Origin of the sequence: Rhodococcus sp. P1Y, assembly GCF_003641205.1 — a bacterium.
GTDB lineage: Bacteria > Actinomycetota > Actinomycetes > Mycobacteriales > Mycobacteriaceae > Rhodococcoides.
In genome coordinates this window covers 3,827,281-3,843,412 of record NZ_CP032762.1, presented here as the reverse complement: position 1 = coordinate 3,843,412, position 16,132 = coordinate 3,827,281, and the positions used below count along the sequence as shown (strand labels likewise).

Sequence of the window (16,132 nt, the reverse complement as noted above, 5' to 3'; positions counted from 1 at the left end):
TCACGAGCGCTGGCTGGCTGGACTCCGCGATCGGTGTCGGTGTGGGTTGGAGGTGACGCCGTCGGTGTTCGACGTATCATTCACCGGTTGGGTCACCTTGAATCTGCTCACATCAGGAGATATTGCCGATGCGTACCCTGATCGTTACTGCATTCGTGTCGTTGGACGGTGTCATGGAAGCGCCTGGCGGAGAATCCGGTTACCGGAACGCGGGTTGGACTTTCAACGAAGTCGAGTTCGACCCTGCAGCGTACGAGATCAAGGGCCGTGAGCAGGCGGAAACAACAGCGCTGCTGCTGGGCAGGACGTCCTACGAAGCCTTTGCGCCGATCTGGCCGACCATGGACGACTTCGCCGGATACAACGCAATGCCGCGCTATGTTGTGTCCACAACGCTCGAGCAGGACGATTCACGCTGGCCCGCAACGATATTGAGGTCGGTAGAAGACGTGGCCGCACTCAAGGAAGAGGAAGGCGGCCCGATCGCCGTCCACGGAAGTGCAACCCTCGGCAAGAGCCTCGCCGACGCTGGACTCGTGGATCGCTACCACCTCCTGACTTTTCCCGTGCTGCTCGGTGCAGGTAAGCGGCTGTTCAGTGAAAGCGACATGGATGCAACGAAGCTGCGGTTGACCGAATACGAGGCGTTCGGCAACGGCATTCAGAAGCAAGTTTTCGACGTGGTGCGCTGACTTCCAAGCGTTTCGCCGCGCGCGTGTAGTTCTGGGCGTTTCGTGGTCCGCTGGCCGGCCGCTGCCGGGCGTTACCTGGTGGGCGCGGGACCTGTGGTCCCGCGGATCACCAGATGCGGCTCGATGACGCTCTCCCCGGGTGCGAGATTCGGGTCCTGCAGCCGGGATACAGTGAACGCCAACGCGTTCCGTGCCAGTCCGTCGCTGTCCTGTCGGACCGTGGTCAGGTCGATTCTGGCCAGGCTCGACAGAGGAGAATCGTCGTATCCCACTATCGAGACGTCCTCGGGAATCGAGATCCCAGCCCTTGTCAGCTCGTCCATGACGCCCAGTGCACTTCGGTCGTTACCGGCAAGAATTGCAGTGGGCAGGCGTGATTCCCCTAGGAGAAGCGTGACCGCGGCCGCACCCGCAGGTTCGTCGTGCGCCCCTGCGATCACTCGAATGTGCGCGTCGAGTCCGTGCGAACGCATCGACTCCACGTATGCTCGTCGCCGATCGATGGAAACGAAGTGCTCACCGCCGTCGACGTGAACGATGTCTCGGTGACCCAGTTCGACGAGATGATCGACCGACTGCCGAATTCCCTTGCTGTCGGCGGACCTGACGGTGTTGGCGGGATCGATTGCGCGACCGACGATCGTAAGCACGGCGCGCTCGGCCACCGAACGAAGATACGCGGAAGGCGACAGTGGGTCGATCAGGATCAGCCCCTCGCATCGATGACTCAAGAGTGCCTCGATGGCCTTTTGTTCGTCTCGGGACGGGCCGCTCGCCGAGAGCAGTACCTCATACCCTGCGAGTTCGGCCGCGTCGTACACGGTGCCGATCATCTCGGCTTGGAAGGTCTGTTTGACGTCGGTGAGAACGCCGAGAGTTCGACTTCGCCCTCGGGCCAACAGTTGCGCCGCCCGGTCCGGTTGGTAGTTCAGTTCGTCGGCGGCGCGTAGTACGCGATCGCGGGTATTGACCGATGCGCCGGGTTTGTCGCTGAAAATGAGCGACACGAGTGTGCGCGAAACGCCGGCCCGCTCCGCTACCTCGGCCATCGTCGTGCGCCTGCGAGGCGACGAGTCCATGGGCCCGTTCGTGTTCGGCACGTGCACTCCTGTCGGTCTCGCGTACACCATGCAGCGAGAATGTCTTGACAAACTGTTCGGCGATCATAATAGTAGGCGACTGAAGCGCGTTAGTAACGCGCGACAGTTCGTTTCACCCGCTGGGCTTCCGAGCGCCGATGCGCCGACGCCGAGACCTCTCGAAAGGACGACTATGAGCGTCATCCACGTTGGATCTGCTCCCGATTCGTGGGGAGTGTGGTTCCCGGAGGATCCGCAGCAGACCCCCTACACCCGATTTCTGGAAGAGGTGTCGGCGTCCGGCTACAAGTGGATCGAACTCGGACCGTACGGCTACCTCCCGACCGACCCGAAGGAGTTGGCAGACGTACTCGCCGCGCACGATCTCCGTCTGTCCGCAGGAACCGTGTTCGAACACCTGCACCAGGACGATTCGTGGGACGCGGTATGGACGCAGATCGAAGACGTTGCGAAACTGACCGCAGCGGTCGGTGGCAAGCATGTCGTCGTGATTCCGGAGATGTGGCGCGACCCGAGCACCGGTGCGGTCCTGGAGGATCGCAACCTGACCGTCGATCAGTGGCGGAGGAAGACCGACGGCATGAACGAGCTCGGCAGGCGCATGTTCGAGCAGTACGGAGTCTCGGCGCAGTATCACCCGCACGCGGATTCCCACGTCGACACAGAGGACAACGTCTACCGGTTCCTGGACGGAACCTCCAGCGAGTTCGTGAACCTGTGCCTGGATACCGGGCACATCAGTTATTGCGGCGGCGACAACATCGCAATCATCGAACGCGCGCCCGAGCGAATCGGCTACCTGCACCTCAAGCAGGTCAACGAGGAGGTTCGTGCCAAGGTCGAGGCGGGGATCTTCCGTTCGGCGAGGCAGTCAAGCTGGGTGCGATGACCGAGCCGCCTCTCGGCATCCCGGACATGCCGCCGCTGCTCGCGGCTATCGAAAAACTCGACATCGACGTGTTCGCGATCGTGGAGCAGGACATGTATCCGTGCGCACCCGACGTCCCGCTGCCGATCGCGCAGCGCACGCAGAAATACCTGGGTTCCTGCGGAATCCCGTCCGTCACCTTCCATTAGGCGCTCCGCGCCCGTGCGTGCGTAGTTACCTCGCGACGTAACTACGCACGCACGACAAGCACTCGTAGAAAGAGGTTCACGATGTCGAACGAATTGCGTATTGCCGTACTGGGTGTGGGGATGATGGGCGCGGATCACGTCGCTCGCATCACATCGAAGATCGCCGGAGCACGCGTCGCGGTGGTCAACGATTACTTCCTCGACAAGGCAGAGGAACTGGCAGCGTCGATTCCCGGCTGCCGCGTCGTGGCGGACCCCATCGACGCGATCTCGGATCCCGACGTCGACGCAGTGCTCCTGGCAACCCCCGGTCCCACCCATGAGAAGCAACTACTGGCCTGCCTGGAGCACGGCAAGCCCGTTCTGTGCGAGAAGCCGCTGACCACCGACGTCGAGACCTCACTCGCGGTAGTGAAAGCCGAAGCAGCACTGGGTAAAACACTGATCCAGGTCGGTTTCATGCGCCGCTTCGACGACGAGTACGTCGAGCTGAAGGCGCTCATCGATTCGGGCGACATCGGCCGTCCTCTCGTGGTGCACTGCGTGCATCGCAACCCGGCAGTCCCTCCGAACTTCGACAGCGCCATGATCGTCAAGGACTCGCTCGTGCACGAAGTCGATGTGACGCGATTTCTGCTCGACGAGGAAATCGCATCGGTTCAGATCATCAAGCCGTCCGCGAACTCCGCTGCACCGCATGGGCTTCAAGATCCGCAGATCGCACTATTCGCGACGGAATCAGGTCGTCACGTCGATGCTGAGGTCTTCGTGACCACCGGCGTTGCGTACGAGGTCCGCACAGAGGTCGTCGCCGAACTCGGGAGCGCGATGATCGGTCTCGATGTCGGATTGGTGCGCAAGAGCGCGCCCGGATCATGGGGCGGGTCGATTACTCCGTCCTTCAAGGAGCGGTTCGGGCGGGCGTACGACAGCGAGATCCAGCGCTGGGTCGACGCCGTCGTGGCTGGTCGTGAGACCGGACACTACATCGACGGACCAGGAGCGTGGGACGGTTATGCCGCAGCGGCAGTGTGTGCGGCAGGGGTGAAGTCGCTCGAGACCGGAGAGCGCGTAGCGGTCGAGATGGTCGATCGTTCGTCGATCTGAGATTCTCAGGCGTGCGCGGCCGGGCACGGTTCGAGTCGTGCCCGGCGGTTACGGTGCGTCTCGCCACCATGCGTAGACGTAGGAGATCATGGCCGTGACCAGACCCATCACAACCCAGAGTATGACTGTGTAGTCGACCCAGGACCCGATCGGTGGTGCACCCGGCAACAAATTCCTGATCGGCAAGACAGCGAACAGCATCACGGCGAACCACGTCACCATGGGCGGCTGAAACTTCTTACGCCTACGCACCGTGGACACTGCAACGAACAGCGCGCAGGTCGGCAACGCGAGCAGGACCAAACAGATGGCCAGATCGTACACCTTCGAGACAGTATTTCGGCTGACCGTCACGTCGAATTCATCACCGTCGCGAATCTCCGTCGAGCCCGCGTCGACGTTCCATCCTGTCAGTGAATTCGTGACCACCACGACTGCCGGAATCGGTTGTTGCCCAGCGTCCGTCCGACCGAACACCCGGACCGTCACCGACTGTGCGGTGTACCGATCGAACGGCCAGGATCTGGCGTCGCCGTCAGCGTAGATCGTGGCGGGGAGGGGACCGGCAGCGCTTCCGGCCGGAAACTCCAATTGGTTCTCGGCTTGCATCGGAGTCAGATCGACCACGACATCACGGTCGAGATGACCGTTGTTGTCCATCAATTCGCTACCCGGATACACCGAGACGCGAGCGTCGAGCGAGAAGTCGGTACCGGCAACCGAACTCATGTCGACGTACACCAAGGCGCCGCCTGGATCCGGTGTGTGCGTGTCGACCTCGTCGGTCGAATGCGCAGAAGCGTACGACAGCAGAACAGCGACGTAGCAGACCACTACTGCGCCGACGACGGCCGCAACCTTCCACCGGGACGACGTTCCGAGATCGGTCCCCACGGCCACACCGCCTCCGCGCTTGTCGAGTCGAGTCGGCTCAGTCTAGGTGCGGCAGGGATCGTCGGCGGCCGAATCGAGATTGCGTGCGAGACGACGTTCGAGTGCGTGCCGTGGTAGACAGATGCCGGTCGCGCGGAATGAGTGAACGAGGTGGTCGGTGCCGAACGGAACCCAGGTGTGGGTGCGGCCCGACTCGTCGTACCGCCCGAATTTACTTGTCACGATCGGATTGTTGCTCGGACTTGCGTGCCTGTGGACTCTGCTGTTTTCGATCAGCATCCTGGGGTCGCTGTGGCGGTTCAGTGAGCCGGACGCCGCTGCGCCAGTCCTTTCCGCCGCTGATCAGCGCGCGGACCTTGCTGTTCTCGTCGTGCAGTTCGTGGTCGGATCCATTGCTGTCGCATCGGTGTTGCTGATACGTAAGCGGACTCTGGCGGCCGCGCTTCCGGCGCGACGCGGAAGCGCGGCCGATGCGGCGGTTGCGTTCTGCGCCGCGATCGCAGCGTCGTCGGCGTTGGTGCTGGCTCTCGACAGTTCAGGACTGGCTCGGTTCGACATCTCGGTGCCTGCAGTTGTCGAATCGCCGGCACTGGCTGCGCTGTCGGCTGTATCCGCAGGACTCAGGGAAGAGCCCTTGATGGCGGCGCTCCCGGTCGTGCTTCTCGCCGGCCGAGTGCCGATCGGCGCGATCATGGTCGTTGCGGGCGTAATGCGGGGATTTCTGTATCTCTACTTCGGCGGCGGCGGATTCGTGTGGGCGGCATTGTGGGGCGCCGCTGCAGTGTGGGTGTATTTCAAGTACCGACGGCTCTGGGTGCTGGTCGTCGTACACGGACTCATCATGAACATCCAGGCGTTCGATCGTGTGATCGGCTACGACAGCGCCGCGATGGTGCTGCAGTGGGCCAACATTCTGATCCTTTTCGGGGCGCTGACGCTCTGGATCGTGCCGCGCGCGCTCAGCAGCGTCCGACTAGGGGACAGGCGCGGAGATCTTCGGACGTCCGACCTCGTCGAACCCGAAGTGTCCGATGTTCCCGAGTTGCCCCACGTGCCACCCGACGATGCTTCGCGGAAGCCCCCCGCTGTATCGCCTTGAGGGACGATGCGTGGTGAGTTGCAGCCGCTGACGACAGCAGGCTGGATGGGGTGGGAGTGACGTACGTTACGAGCCGCGGATAGTGAACGTTACCCGCGGTTACATTAATGTTCGATCAATGATCGATTCGCCGTCCGTGGTCAAGCGGAGACTGCTCGGCCTGCTGTTGTTTGTCATGGTCATCCTTTTCGTCGGCTGGTCGGTCACCTCGTACAGCAAGACGTTCAAGAAGGTCGTCAGTATCGACCTGGTCACGGACTCGGTGGGCAATGCGTTGCCGTCGAATGCCGATGTGAAGGTTCGCGGTCTGATCGTGGGTGAGGTCCGTTCGGCGTCTTCGGTCGACGGTGTCGTCACCGCGAAGCTCGCGATCGACCCGGACAAGGCGGAACTCATTCCGTCGAACTCCACCGCGCGGTTGCTGCCGAAGACACTGTTCGGTGAACGCTATGTGGCACTGCAGATTCCTGAGAACGACACCGCATCGCCGATCACCAACGGCACCGTGCTCCGGCAGGACACCAGTGGAAGCGCAATCGAGGTCGGGCAGTTGCTCGACAACCTGCTCCCACTGCTCGAAGCGATTCCGCCGCAGGATCTGGCGAGCACCCTCGGTGCCCTCGCACAAGGTCTGAGTGGGCGCGGACAACAGCTCGGTCTGACGGTCGATCGTTTGGAGAACATTTTCAAGGGTCTGAACACCGAACTGCCGAACATCCAGGAAGACCTGCGCGGTCTCGCGGACTTCTCGCAGACCTACGCCGATGCGGGCCCGCAGTTGATCGATGCACTCGACAACCTGTCGGTCACCGGTAACACGTTGGTCGAGCAGCGTCCGGCCGTGGACACCCTGATTTCGTCGCTGACGGCGACCAGCAGCTCGACGGCCGACTTCGTCGAGGCAAACGCGAACGACCTCATCACTATTTCCCGGGACTCGCGTGAGGCACTCGAACTGCTCGCCCAGTATTCGCCGTCGTTCGGCTGCACGTTCAGTCAGTTCGTACCGGTCGTCGAGCGCGCACAGAAGGTGATCGGGGTCGGCGACGAATACCGAGGCATCAACGTCGACATGCCACTTGTGAACCCGAAGGGTCGATACCTCCCGAACCAGGACGAGCCGAGACTGTTCGAGGATCGTGGTCCGCGGTGCTACACGCCGGCCGACACGGCTGCGGGGGAGTTCTTCCCGCAGTATCCGGGTGGTTCGGCCAACGACGGCTCCTACCAGGTGCCGTCGAGAAACCCGGGCCCGCAGGATATTCCGGAGCTTCCGGCGCCGCAGTACTCGGCCTTGCCCGGACTGGACAACGCTGCTCCGGCGAGCTACGCGGGCTCGGATTTCGAACGTGACACACTCGCCGTGATCTACGGCGGACAGACGGGGACCGCTCCGGAGGACGTTCCTTCGTGGGTCACCTCGGCAGGGGCGCCAGCGCTGAGAGGAACGTCGGTCACGCTTACCGCCTCGGTCGAGTAGGCAATTTCGGAGCACGATCAACCACGATCGGGTTCATTCGAAACCTGCGCCGTCGGACCCGCTGGCTGTGAATGCATCATCGAGGAGAAAGGCTCTGCTTCGGCGATTTGTCCACAGCACCAGGCGAACGCCGCTCGTGAACGAGTGTGGATTGGAGAAATGGCAACACGCGGGCGCTGATAGAGGCGTTGTACACGCCGGGTGCCTGCCTGGGATTGGCGTGCCCGGTGCCTGCCATCCGAACCACGCGCAACATTCCCTCGGTGCCTCCCACTCGTTCGAACAGGATCCGCTGGGAGTAGTCGACATCCACTACGGTGTCTGCTGTCGCATCCTCGGGTCGCATGAACACGATCGAAGGCTGCGGCTTGCTGCCCACGGTCTCGGCGAGTGCATCGAGGTCCTTCAACGCACCAGACGCGACGATCGTCCTGAACTGAGATTCGATGAACCCGTTGCTCGCAGCAGAGGGGTTCAGCACCTTGTCGGTCAGCACTTCGTTCAGTGCGTCGAGTGCTGCACCCCAGTCGACTCGCGGGTACCAGGACGACTGCATGTCTACGTACCGGTCCTGCCGAGCGGCCATCTCGACAACGGAACGAAGTGTGCGACTTTCGCGCGCGCCGGGGAGCCACCCGATCCACCTGAGCAGGTCCTCACCCGCGTCGCGGCTCGAGTCGCGCACTGCGTGCAGATCTAGGGGCGTGCAGTCGAGCACGACTCCGGATACCGCGGTGTCGGTGTCCTCGTACAGATGCCTGGCAACCTCGAGGGCCACGACTCCGCCCATGCTGTGGCCGACGAGCACGATGTTGCGCACGCCGGCCGTCGTCGCGCGTCTATCGACGAGGTCGCTGATCACCTTGGTATCGAGACCTCTGTTGTCGTACCGCACCGACCACACCCTGCCGATGTCGGCGAAGCTCGTCAGTGCGCGCGCAGTAGGCGCGGCGTCGACGTTTCCCAGTCCCACCAAGTCCACGACCGCGGTCGAATTGCCCTCTGCGTACCGTGCCTCGAATATCTGCTCCACGCGAGGTTGCGTGGTGGCGAGGCGTCGTTGCTCGGGCAGGACGTCCCATTGCCAGTAGACGCCGATCGTCAGAAGAACAGGGATCGATGCAAGCGCGAGCCGTAGGAACGCGCGCCGGGTCCGACCGAATACCTGCCAGTCGTGTCCGAGTCGGGTCTCGGCCAGTCTCTTCTTGCGTCGTCCGTCATCCCAGTCCACACGCGTCTCCGGTTCGTCGGTCGAATTCGGTGACGAAGGTCGTTGTCGATCAAGGCTACGCGTCTGGCTCATTGGGGTGGATCGGTCACCATCCGGTTCCGGCCCTCGCGTTTGGCCTGAAACATCAGAAGATCCGCGCGGTCGAGCGCGTGACGAAGCCCCTCGCCCGATCTCAGCACCGTGTACCCCGCCGAGAAGGTCAGGTGAGCAGGCGTCGACGCGGCGAGGGTTTCCAATGCCTTCGACGCACGGGCGCGGTCGCTGTTTCGGAACGTAACGACGAATTCCTCGCCGCCCCAACGCGTAAGGAGGCCATCCTCACCAATGCAGCGGCGAGCAATGTCCGCGAATTCCCGTAGAACCGCGTCACCCGCAGCGTGCCCGCGCCGTTCGTTGAACTGCTTGAAATGATCAAGGTCCAGAACGGCGACCACGGCGTCTCGGGCATCGTCGAAATTGACCGAGACAGCGTAGTTCAACCAGCCGCGTCTGTTGAGTGCCCCAGTCAAAGGATCAGTGCGCGAGGCGAGCAGGATACTGTCCTCCACGGCCTTTCGGTCCGTGATGTCGACGACGGATGCAAGCGTCCACTCGGCGTCGGACGGACCGGTGAAAGGGACGAGAGTGAGAAGAACGGGTCGAATTTCGCCGTCCGGACGTACAAATCTAGCTTCGATGTCCACGGAGCGATCGGCCGACGCACCTGCCGACATGAGGTCCTCGACACTCGAATGGAGCTCCAGGTCGGAACTGTGGGTGTGCACGGTCGCGGAGCGACCGATGAGCTGTTCTCGTGTAAGACCGACCAATTGGCAATACGCGTTGTTGACCTCCACGAGCAAACCGTGTTCGTCGGAGAGGGCCTGCGCTACCGGGCTGGCCTCGAACATACGTCTGTACTGGCGGTCTTCCACGACGCAGCGACTCGCTTTCTCCCTTGTACGCTGGTCGAGTCTACTCAAGCATGTCGTGACGCTGGCCGGCTCTTTTCGGCACTAAAGGTTCATCGAGGAAGGAACGGGTCCCCGTCGGTGCCTCGATGGACGAACCATTCGGTACCGATTGCAGCCCTGCGGTCCACCTCGGACAGAGAGGCGAACTGGGACGCGCCGCCACCGCGTTCGATTTCGGTTCGGTGTTCGGAGAATGCCGCCCACTTCGGCTCGTACCACGAGCTGACGTCGACGGCCAGGTTCACCTCGGCGTCCGGGATGCCGGGTACACCGGGGCCGGGCGGGGGCGGCGGTGATCCGAACAGAGTGTCCCAGGTGGATTCGATTGCGCTGCGTGGGAACGTTGCGAGACACAGATGGCTCGGTTTCCATGGCTCGCCGGCCTCGGGAAACAGTTGTGCGTACCCGGCCGCTTCGAAGGCCGCAAGCGTTATTCGGTGGGCGTGTATGTGGTCGGGGTGTCCGTAGCTTCCGAAGGCGTCGTACGTGACCACGGTGTCCGGTCGAAAGTCGCGGATGTGGCCGACGAGCTTGCCGACGGCCTCGTCGAACGGAGACGTACTGAATAGAACTCCGCCGTCGAATGCGTTGTCGGTGTAACCGAGCAGGCGTGGCTCGCCTGCTCCGAGTATCGCCAAGGACCGTTTCAGCTCGTCGACTCGTTCATCACCCTCGCGCCAGGTGCAGGTGACGACGGCCGTTCGCGCGCCGAGCTCTGCGCTGCGCGCGAGGATTCCGCCGGTGAACAGCGCCTCGTCGTCAGGGTGAGCGTGGACGCAGAGGACACTCGGAATGGACGACATGGTCGCACGTTAGCGACAAAGCACACGGCGAGTGCCCAGATCTACGGCGATGGCCGACCGATCACAAATCGAGGCCGTCAGGATTGGAGTCGGTACAACGCAGACGCGTGTCCGTATGCGCACGTGTGCACCTCGAATCGGGTACCTACGTCGGTTCGAGATTCCAGCGCGATCGGCCATATAGTGGACGAATGGCATTTCAGGTTCTACTCGTCAAGGCCGTGTCGACTGTCGTCACCGGTGCGGTCGGAGTCGCTGCCTACAACGGCGCGCGGACATTGCTCGACAAGGCACCGTTGCGCGAGGCCGCGGTTGTCACGACTGCGTGGGGTCTACGCGGGGTCCGCAAGGCTGAAGAAGGCGCGGAGTCGGCGCGCCTGAAGGTGTCGGATGTCGTCGCAGAAGCCAAGGAACGGATCGGGGAGGAAGTTCCTCCGCCGGCCGTAGGTGAAACCGGCCACGGCCACAATCACTGAGCGTGTCGACGATACTTCCGTCCTCCTCCGACGCGCCGGGCGTGGAACCACTAGGCCCCGACTCGCTGGGCCCGGAACCACTGGGCCCCGCCTTGATCGGCCCCGCCGATACCGGGATTACCGTCTTGTCCGATGCAGCAGGTCGAATCCGGTTCGACGTTCCGTGGCTCCGATCGAGTCCCGGTCGTGCAGTCGCGATCGAGGATGCCGTCGACAAGGTCTATGGCGTCCGAGCGGTCCACGCTTACCCACGTACCGCATCGGTCGTGGTCTGGGTGTCACCTTCGCGTGTCGATCGAGCTTCGGTCGTCGCTGCAATTGCGGGCGGCCGGGAGGTCGAGTGGGCTATGGTCCCCGTCCGAACACCCCGCTCCGCGGACATCGCCAGCACAGAAGTGCTTCGCATGGCGGTCGGCGGTGCCGCGCTGGTCCTGCTCGGTCTGCGGCGTTACGGCGCAGGCCGTCCGCCCGTTCTCGGTCCCACCAGTCGCCTGGTTGCTACCGGTGCCACCGTGTTCACCGGGTATCCCTTCCTCAAGGGCGCCCTGCGCTCGATAGCGGGCAACAAGGGTGCGGGCACGGATGCATTGGTCTCCGCCGCCACGGTGGCCAGCCTCGTGTTGCGCGAGAACGTTGTGGCGCTCACGGTCCTGTGGCTACTCAACATCGGGGAATACCTGCAAGAACTGACACTTCGACGAACCAGGCGCGCGATCGCCGACCTTCTGAACGGTACCCAGGACACTGCGTGGATTCGGCTGCACGACGGCAGCGAGATATCCGTCGACACCGAGTCTCTCGCGGTCGGAGACCACGTGGTGGTTCACGATCACGTCGCCTCGCCGGTCGACGGCACAGTGGTCGAAGGCGAGTCGATCGTCGATCAGTCGGCGGTGACCGGCGAGACGCTTCCCGTCGCGGTGTCCGCTGGGTCGCACATACATGCGGGATCGGTAGTCGTACGTGGACGAATCGTAGTGCGCGCCAGCGCAGTCGGAAACGACACCACCATCGGGCGCATCGTGTCTCGGGTCGAAGAAGCTCAGGAGGATCGAGCTCCGATTCAGACCGTGGGTGAGAACTTCTCCCGACGCTTCGTACCGACTTCGTTCGTGCTGTCTGCACTCACTCTGATAGTCACGCGGGATGTTCGACGAGCGATGACGATGCTGCTTGTCGCATGCCCATGCGCGGTGGGGCTGTCGACCCCCACTGCGATCAGCGCCGCGATCGGCAACGGCGCGCGGCGCGGCATTCTCATCAAGGGCGGTTCGCACCTCGAACTGGCCGGCCGCGTCGATGCCGTCGTATTCGACAAAACCGGAACGTTGACCGTCGGACGACCCGTGGTGACGAACGTAGTCGCGTTCGCCGAGGACTGGTTGCCCGAGCAAGTTCTGGCGTACGCCGCAAGCTCCGAGATCCATTCTCGACATCCGTTGGCCGAAGCAGTCATTCGTTCGACCGAGGAGCGTCACATCGAGATTCCTCCACACGAGGAATGCGAAGTGCTCGTCGGTCTCGGGATGAGAACGTGGGCAGATGGCAGAACCCTTCTGTTGGGGAGCCCGTCGTTACTCCGGAGCGAGGACGTCGCTGTCTCGGACGAAGCAGCCGGCTGGGTTCAGCGACTACAGCAGCAGGCCGAGACGCCGCTGCTGCTTGCAGTCGACGGCGATCTGGTCGGCCTGATCAGTCTTCGTGACGAGGTCAGGCCGGAAGCCCTCGATGTACTGGCACGCCTGCGCGCCGATGGTGTAAGCAGGATCGTCATGCTGACCGGCGATCACCGCGACACCGCCGCAGCGGTGGCTGCAGAGCTCGGGATCACGGAATGGCGTGCGGAAGTCATGCCGGAGGACAAGCTGGCCGTGGTTCAGGACCTGCAGCAGCGGGGCCACATCGTGGCCATGGTCGGCGACGGTACGAACGACGCTCCAGCACTAGCGGCCGCCGATATCGGTATCGCCATGGGTCTGGCCGGAACGGACGTCGCGGTGGAGACGGCAGACGTGGCGCTGGCGAGCGACGACCTGCGCAGGCTGCTCGATGTACGGGACCTGGGTGGTCATGCCGTGGACGTCATTCGACAGAACTACGGAATGTCCATCGCCGTCAACGCCATCGGACTGCTGGTCAGCGCGGCGGGAGGGCTGTCACCTGTTCTTGCAGCGATCTTGCACAACGCATCGTCGATCGCGGTGGTGGCCAACAGCTCACGACTGATCACTTACCGGTTGAACGACACCTCTCGATAGACGCGTCTCAGGGTCTACGGCCCTCGCGCAACGTGCGTTGCGCGAGGTCCCGCAGTGCTCCCGTGATCGACGAATCACCGAATTGACATGTCGTGTCGTCGACGGACACCGTCCACACGAATGTGTCGCGCTCCCGAGCCGGAGTCGGCGGGACATCCCGATGGGACAGTAGAAGTGGCCTGGCCTGGTCGACGAGTTCCTGCCACTGCCGAACCGAGTCCTCGTCGTCGATCGCGTCCGTGTCGACCTGGGCGCGTTTCGTGGCACCCGCCACTCCGCCCACTCTGACCACCTCGATGAACATCTCGCGTCCTCGCGTCTCGTGAAAGTGGGGCTCACACCCTCATGGTCACTGCCGCTGCGCAGCCACAGCCTTTCGCGCAGTCATACCCGTTGTGTGGCCGAGTCCGAACTCTTGGGATCGTCCACCACAACTCCAACGGTAGACCAGCCTGCGGCGACCGCACGACGAACATCGGACTCAGCGCCGTACCGGCGCGCAGCGGCGGCGACGGTCGCCAACGCAAAACCTTCGAAATCGACCGTGGACGGCAACGACGGGTCGGTCGCTACGTCGAACCACACCTGACCTGCTCGGTCCCACGCCGGTCCGCCGAGTGCGATTGCGGCGGATGCGAACGCGCGGTTCGGGATACCGGAATTGATGTGTACCCCACCGTTGTCCGCCGAGGTATCGACGTAACCGTCCATATCGGCGGGCTGTGGATCTCGCCCGAGTACGTCGTCGTCGTACGCCGTTCCCGGCTTGACCATCGACCGCAGAGCCAGCCCTTCGACAGCCGGAAGGAACAAGCCCGAGCCGACGAGCCACGTCGCGTCCTGGGCGTGGACTCCAAGCGAGAACTGTTCCACGAGAACGCCGAACACGTCGGAGATCGATTCGTTCAAGGCTCCGGACTGACCCGAATACTCCAAACCGGAAGCGTATTGGGTGAAGCCGTGTGCCAGCTCGTGGGCGATCACACTGAGCGATGCGGTGAACCTACCGAACACCTCGCCGTCACCGTCACCGAATACCATGCGGTCGCCGTCCCAGAACGCATTGTCGTAATCACGGTCGTAGTGCACCGTCGCCTCGAGCGGAAGTCCGTTTCCGTCGAGACTGTTGCGGCCGTACACGTCACGGAAGAACTCGAACGTCACTCCGAGCCCGTCGTACGCCTCGTCGACCGACTCGTCACCCGTCGCAGATTGTCCCTCCGCGCGCACGAGCTTTCCGGGCAGAACAGGTGCATTCTCGGCATCGTAGATCGAGCGGACGGACTTTTCTGTTGCCGGCCGCGCACCACGAGCGCTTGTTTTGGGCGCATCGACTCGGCCACGGACGAGTTCGCGGTCGATGGCCAACGTGCGCGCAGCGCTCGAGGACGCGTGCGCGACCGCGACCCCCTGGCCAGCGTCTGTGACGGCGTGATCGGCTATTCGTTCCAACAGGAACGGGGGTACCACCGGACGGATCACATGCCGGCCGAGCTTCGAGTGTGAGCTGTTACTAATGGGCACGAACAACACCTTCCGGTCGACGTCGATAGGAGACTAGACGACCGCGCCGACAATGTGGGCTCGACAAGGATCCGCAACGAATATTCTGCCGACATCGGAGCGGAAGACTGATCACGTACGGGTCGAGACACCGGAAACAGCTCGGCCGCCAGCACTTTCGTGAACACGTGTTCCAGCGAGCTTCGTGCAGTGCGGCAGCGACCGACCCGTCGGCACCATGACCCGTCGACCGAGATCACGCAACAGTCACCGCTCGAGTCAACGCAGGCGTGACGGACGGACAAGAGTCGACACGCTTGTCGGCTCCGACACCGACGCGCCGGCGGTAGGGTGATCATCCGAGAGTGACACGGCGACGTCAGGAGTATCCGGTGGCGGATTTCAACGAGCAGGTCATCGCGGAGTTCCGTGCCAACCACGGCAAGGTGGGTGGACCGTTCGAGGGCGCACCCTTGCTGCTGTTGCACACGACCGGAGCAAAATCGGGCAAGCAGCGCATCAGCCCACTGATGTACCTTCCCGACGGGGACAACTATGTGATCTTCGCATCGAAGGCCGGGTCGGACACGAACCCGGCGTGGTACCACAACCTCAAAGCGAACCCCGGCGCAACCATCGAGGTCGGTGACGACACGATCTCTGTTGCCGCCGAGGAAGTCACCGGAGACGCGCGCGATGCACTGTATCGAAAGCAGGCGGATCTGTACGCGGGCTTCGCCGACTACGAAAGGAAGACGACGCGCATCATCCCTGTCGTCGTCCTCTCGGCGTCGTCGTGAAGCAATCGCCCTTCATACACTCGTACCCATGACAGCCGACCCCGACCTGCGGCTCGAGCGCGCGGAGATCGCGGCTGCACTCCAGCAATTCCGTCCGCGTCGATGCGAAGTCGGCAACACCAGTGCCGCGGCAGTTGCGATTGCAATAGGTGGGCGAGAGTTCGACCGACGAATGCTGTTGACCAAGCGGTTGGATCGAATGCGTGCGCATCCTGGCCAGTTCGCTCTCCCCGGCGGACGCATCGATCCGGGAGAGAGCGCCGAGGAGGCCTGCGTACGAGAGCTCCGCGAAGAGCTAGGGCTTCGCGTCGTCGAATCCGAGATCATCGGCCGCCTCGACGATTACCCGACACGTTCGGGTTACACCATCACGCCGTTCGTCGTCTGGGTTGGAGACCGGCTCGATATGGTCGCACCGAGTGTCGGCGAGGTCGACATCGTGTTCGAGGTGGCGGCGGCCGAGCTCGATACCGATGCACGGTTCGTGGCCATCGCGGAGTCGCCGCGCCCGGTCGTACAGTGGCCGTTTCGGGATTCACTGGTCCACGCTCCCACCGGAGCGATCGTGCATCAGTTTCGCGAAGTGGTACTCCACGGACGTCATACGCGCGTGGCACACTTCGAACAGCCGGTATTCGCGTGGCGTTGAGCGCACCGAT

Annotated in this window: 15 protein-coding genes and 1 pseudogene; 9 read left to right on the top strand and 7 right to left on the bottom strand. The window is 63.0% G+C overall.

The features are described from left to right. Positions 1–128 precede the first annotated feature (128 nt). Entirely contained in the window at positions 129–692 is a 564-nt protein-coding gene (locus D8W71_RS17710; protein ID WP_121115191.1) for a dihydrofolate reductase family protein, read from the top strand. 71 nt (positions 693–763) lie between these two features. On the opposite strand, the gene D8W71_RS17705 is transcribed toward D8W71_RS17710, so the two are convergent. Next, positions 764–1,741, bottom strand: coding sequence for a LacI family DNA-binding transcriptional regulator (locus tag D8W71_RS17705; RefSeq protein WP_121119480.1), 978 nt, complete (start codon positions 1,739–1,741; stop codon positions 764–766). A 223-nt stretch (positions 1,742–1,964) separates the two neighbouring features. Between D8W71_RS17705 and D8W71_RS17700 the strand changes: the two are divergent. Both D8W71_RS17700 and D8W71_RS17695 read left to right on the top strand, forming a co-directional pair. Further along, positions 1,965–2,869: pseudogene (locus tag D8W71_RS17700) on the top strand (sugar phosphate isomerase/epimerase family protein). 81 nt (positions 2,870–2,950) lie between these two features. Further along, positions 2,951–3,976, top strand: coding sequence for a Gfo/Idh/MocA family protein (locus tag D8W71_RS17695; protein WP_121115189.1), 1,026 nt, complete (start codon positions 2,951–2,953; stop codon positions 3,974–3,976). A gap of 48 nt (positions 3,977–4,024) precedes the next feature. Here D8W71_RS17695 and D8W71_RS17690 read toward each other — a convergent pair whose 3' ends face one another. Further along, complete coding sequence (locus D8W71_RS17690; protein ID WP_236077490.1) at positions 4,025–4,876, bottom strand: DUF4436 family protein; 852 nt, start codon at positions 4,874–4,876, stop codon at positions 4,025–4,027. A gap of 151 nt (positions 4,877–5,027) precedes the next feature. On the opposite strand from D8W71_RS17690, the gene D8W71_RS17685 reads away from it, so the two are divergent. Together D8W71_RS17685 and D8W71_RS17680 are read left to right on the top strand one after the other, a co-directional pair. Beyond that, the gene (locus D8W71_RS17685; RefSeq protein ID WP_121115187.1) at positions 5,028–5,969 is read left to right on the top strand and encodes a CPBP family intramembrane glutamic endopeptidase; all 942 of its coding nucleotides are present in this window, start codon (positions 5,028–5,030) and stop codon (positions 5,967–5,969) included. A 118-nt stretch (positions 5,970–6,087) separates the two neighbouring features. Next, positions 6,088–7,449, top strand: coding sequence for an MCE family protein (locus D8W71_RS17680; RefSeq protein WP_121115185.1), 1,362 nt, complete (start codon positions 6,088–6,090; stop codon positions 7,447–7,449). 76 nt (positions 7,450–7,525) lie between these two features. Here the strand turns inward: D8W71_RS17680 and D8W71_RS17675 are convergent, their stop codons facing one another. The 3 genes from D8W71_RS17675 to D8W71_RS17665 form a co-directional block, all read right to left on the bottom strand. After that, the gene (locus D8W71_RS17675) at positions 7,526–8,680 is read right to left on the bottom strand and encodes an alpha/beta hydrolase (RefSeq protein ID WP_121115183.1); all 1,155 of its coding nucleotides are present in this window, start codon (positions 8,678–8,680) and stop codon (positions 7,526–7,528) included. Between the two features lie 68 nt (positions 8,681–8,748). Then, on the bottom strand, positions 8,749–9,594 hold the full coding sequence (locus D8W71_RS17670; protein WP_121115181.1) for a GGDEF domain-containing protein: 846 nt from the start codon (positions 9,592–9,594) through the stop codon (positions 8,749–8,751). Between the two features lie 89 nt (positions 9,595–9,683). Continuing rightward, a complete protein-coding gene (locus tag D8W71_RS17665; protein WP_121115179.1) occupies positions 9,684–10,436 on the bottom strand; it encodes a PIG-L family deacetylase in 753 nt (250 codons plus the stop codon). Between the two features lie 191 nt (positions 10,437–10,627). Between D8W71_RS17665 and D8W71_RS17660 the strand changes: the two genes are divergently transcribed. Then, positions 10,628–10,912: a DUF1490 family protein gene (locus D8W71_RS17660; protein WP_121115177.1), complete on the top strand. Its 285-nt coding sequence runs from the start codon at positions 10,628–10,630 to the stop codon at positions 10,910–10,912. Positions 10,913–10,977: 65 nt separating this feature from the next. Then, entirely contained in the window at positions 10,978–13,170 is a 2,193-nt protein-coding gene (locus D8W71_RS17655) for a heavy metal translocating P-type ATPase (protein ID WP_121119475.1), read from the top strand. A 7-nt stretch (positions 13,171–13,177) separates the two neighbouring features. Here D8W71_RS17655 and D8W71_RS17650 read toward each other — a convergent pair whose 3' ends face one another. Together D8W71_RS17650 and D8W71_RS17645 are read right to left on the bottom strand one after the other, a co-directional pair. Further along, on the bottom strand, positions 13,178–13,474 hold the full coding sequence (locus tag D8W71_RS17650) for a protealysin inhibitor emfourin (protein ID WP_121115175.1): 297 nt from the start codon (positions 13,472–13,474) through the stop codon (positions 13,178–13,180). A gap of 80 nt (positions 13,475–13,554) precedes the next feature. Further along, positions 13,555–14,694 carry a M4 family metallopeptidase gene (locus tag D8W71_RS17645; RefSeq protein WP_236077489.1) on the bottom strand — a complete coding sequence of 380 codons (1,140 nt, stop codon included), beginning with the start codon at positions 14,692–14,694 and terminating at the stop codon, positions 13,555–13,557. A gap of 371 nt (positions 14,695–15,065) precedes the next feature. On the opposite strand from D8W71_RS17645, the gene D8W71_RS17640 reads away from it, so the two are divergent. After that, positions 15,066–15,473, top strand: a complete 408-nt coding sequence (locus tag D8W71_RS17640; RefSeq protein WP_121115171.1) for a nitroreductase family deazaflavin-dependent oxidoreductase — start codon at positions 15,066–15,068, stop codon at positions 15,471–15,473. Positions 15,474–15,501: 28 nt separating this feature from the next. Further along, positions 15,502–16,122: an NUDIX hydrolase gene (locus D8W71_RS17635; protein ID WP_121115169.1), complete on the top strand. Its 621-nt coding sequence runs from the start codon at positions 15,502–15,504 to the stop codon at positions 16,120–16,122. Positions 16,123–16,132 lie beyond the last annotated feature (10 nt).

Excerpts from the sequence above, each read along its gene's own strand:
- D8W71_RS17680 (WP_121115185.1), top strand. The coding sequence starts at position 6,088 with ATGATCGATTCGCCGTCCGTGGTCAAGCGGAGACTGCTCGGCCTGCTG.
- D8W71_RS17635 (WP_121115169.1), top strand. The coding sequence starts at position 15,502 with ATGACAGCCGACCCCGACCTGCGGCTCGAGCGCGCGGAGATCGCGGCT.
- D8W71_RS17695 (WP_121115189.1), top strand. The coding sequence starts at position 2,951 with ATGTCGAACGAATTGCGTATTGCCGTACTGGGTGTGGGGATGATGGGC.
- D8W71_RS17660 (WP_121115177.1), top strand. The coding sequence starts at position 10,628 with ATGGCATTTCAGGTTCTACTCGTCAAGGCCGTGTCGACTGTCGTCACC.
- D8W71_RS17665 (WP_121115179.1), bottom strand. The coding sequence starts at position 10,436 with ATGTCGTCCATTCCGAGTGTCCTCTGCGTCCACGCTCACCCTGACGAC.
- D8W71_RS17650 (WP_121115175.1), bottom strand. The coding sequence starts at position 13,474 with ATGTTCATCGAGGTGGTCAGAGTGGGCGGAGTGGCGGGTGCCACGAAA.
- D8W71_RS17705 (WP_121119480.1), bottom strand. The coding sequence starts at position 1,741 with ATGGCCGAGGTAGCGGAGCGGGCCGGCGTTTCGCGCACACTCGTGTCG.
- D8W71_RS17710 (WP_121115191.1), top strand. The coding sequence starts at position 129 with ATGCGTACCCTGATCGTTACTGCATTCGTGTCGTTGGACGGTGTCATG.